Origin of the sequence: Mycolicibacter senuensis (genome assembly GCF_003284925.1) — a bacterium.
Lineage (GTDB): Bacteria > Actinomycetota > Actinomycetes > Mycobacteriales > Mycobacteriaceae > Mycobacterium > Mycobacterium algericum_A.
The window spans coordinates 1-2026 of sequence record NZ_QMEX01000273.1 but is presented as its reverse complement, the minus strand read 5'-3'; the positions used below and the strand labels follow the sequence as shown (position 1 = coordinate 2026).

2 protein-coding genes are annotated in these 2026 nt (G+C 68.0%); one reads left to right on the top strand and one right to left on the bottom strand.

Going from position 1 to position 2026, the window contains the following annotated elements; genetic code table 11:
* A partial coding sequence (locus tag DQP56_RS24020; RefSeq protein ID WP_353617236.1) for a PGRS repeat-containing protein occupies positions 1 to 1097 on the bottom strand: 1097 nt, incomplete at its 3' end.
* Positions 1098 to 1509: 412 nt separating this feature from the next.
* Between DQP56_RS24020 and DQP56_RS25705 the strand changes: the two genes are divergently transcribed.
* The coding region (locus DQP56_RS25705; RefSeq protein WP_353617235.1) for a PGRS repeat-containing protein at positions 1510 to 2026 on the top strand (517 nt) is incomplete at its 3' end.

Sequence of the window (2026 nt, the reverse complement as noted above, 5' to 3'; positions counted from 1 at the left end):
CCGCCCAGCCCACCGTTACCGCCGACACCGCCGTCGCCGTCGGCACCGACCACGCCGTTCGCGGAGCCGCCGACACCGGCCGCACCACCGGCACCGCCCTTGCCACCGACGGCGCCGTCGCCACCGTTGCCACCGGCAGCCCCGTTGCCCGAGCCATTGTCATCGAACGTGCCCGCTTCACCGGCCGCGCCAGTGCCACCGTTGCCGCCGTTACCACCGACACCGCCGACACCGCCGTTGCCGCCGATCCCGACGAACGACGAACCGTCACCGCCGGTACCACCGTTGCCCGCGATACCACCGGCCACACCGTTGCCGCCGTTCGCCCCCGGCGTGCTGCCCACCGAGCCGTTGGTGCCAGTCCAGCCGGCCCCGCCGGCCCCACCGTTGCCACCATTGCCCCACGCGCCCATGCCGAAGAAGTCCTGGGCCTGACCCGAGGAACCACCGTTACCGCCGTTGCCGCCGGCCAGCGATGCGGTGCCGTTCCCGCCGGCACCCCCATCACCACCGTTGCCCCACCACTCGCCACCGTGGCCACCGTTGCCACCGTCAGCCCCCAGGCCGCCGGCACCACCATCACCACCATTGCCGATACCACCGGCATGCCCGCCGTTACCCCCGACGATGCCTTCAAGGTTCGACGACCAACCGTCGCCACCGTCGCCGAACCACAACCCACCGGCCTCGCCGTCGGGGTCGAGCTCGGTGCCATCGGCACCGTTGCAGATCATCCCGCAGAAGCCGTCCGTGAACGGCGCGAACACCTGGTTGATCACACCGTTGACACTCGAACCGAAGTCCGAGTTGATCCAGTCCTGCAACATCCCGTGCAGCGGCAGGTAGAACGTCTCCTGCCACTGCTCAGCGTGAGCGGCGTCCGACAACCCGAACAACCCGCCCTCAGCAGAACCCGGCACGCCCCACGTCGAAACGTCGAACAAATCGAACCCCGACTCAGAACCGCTGTCATCGACGCCGAAGAAGTCCCAGAACGCGTCCCAGCCGAAGTCATCGGCCTGCGCAGCCGGCGCGGTCGCCAACGGGGCCATCCCAAACGCCAGGAACGCACCCACCGAAGCCGCAGCCCCGATCACCCGGTTCGGCCTCCGTGACCGCGTCCGCGCTGCTGCTGCCTGCCGAGAGCCACGCTGTTGTGCCATCCGTGATGTCCCCTTTAACTTGTCTGTAGCTGGTGGGTGCCTTAGTCAAACCTGTGGTTTTGCTGTAGGCGCCGCTACGGTAGCTTTTATGGAGTCGGTTGTCCACTTCATCGAACATCATCTGGTGCGCGGGGCGTTCATTTGGGCCGTGATGCCTGGATTGGCTGGACAAACGGTTGGTTAGCGGATCATTGTCTCCTTCAGGAGACCGACCGGCTCAGTCGAACGCCGCGGGCTACCGTTGCCTCTATTCGAAAGGTAAATCGCCATGTCGTTTCACCTGAGCAACGCCGCACGGCGTCGAGGAACGTACGGTGTCGCACCAACGCGACGAGCGCGGCGGGCGTTGCCTGCGCTAGCCGCGTTGATCACGTTGGGGGCGGCGCCGGTGGCCGCACCGCCGATCGCGCAGGCCGACGACGGGTTCGACTGGGTCGTCGATTTGATCGCCCCGCTGTTCGGGTCACCGATCGACGACGGCGGTGCCGCGGCCGGTGACGACTGGTTCGATCCCGCCACCGGGACCTTCGCCGAGACCGGCCTGGGCGGCTCGGATGCCCTGCCGCTCAGCGCGGAGGCGGACGGTACGGACCTCCTCTACGGCTGGCTGCACGAGACCATGCAGGACTGGCTCAACAGCCCGTTCGGCCAAGAGGTGAGCGGCCTGATCAACCCGCTCTTCGCGCCGCTGACCCAGGGTTTCTGCGGCGTGATCTGCAACGGTATCGACGGCACCGAGGCCAATCCTGACGGCGGCGCCGGCGGCTTGTGGTTCGGCGACGGCGGCGATGGCTGGTCGTCGAACCTCGACGGTGTCGCCGGTGGCAACGGCGGCAACGCCGGTGGCTTTGGCAACGGCGGCG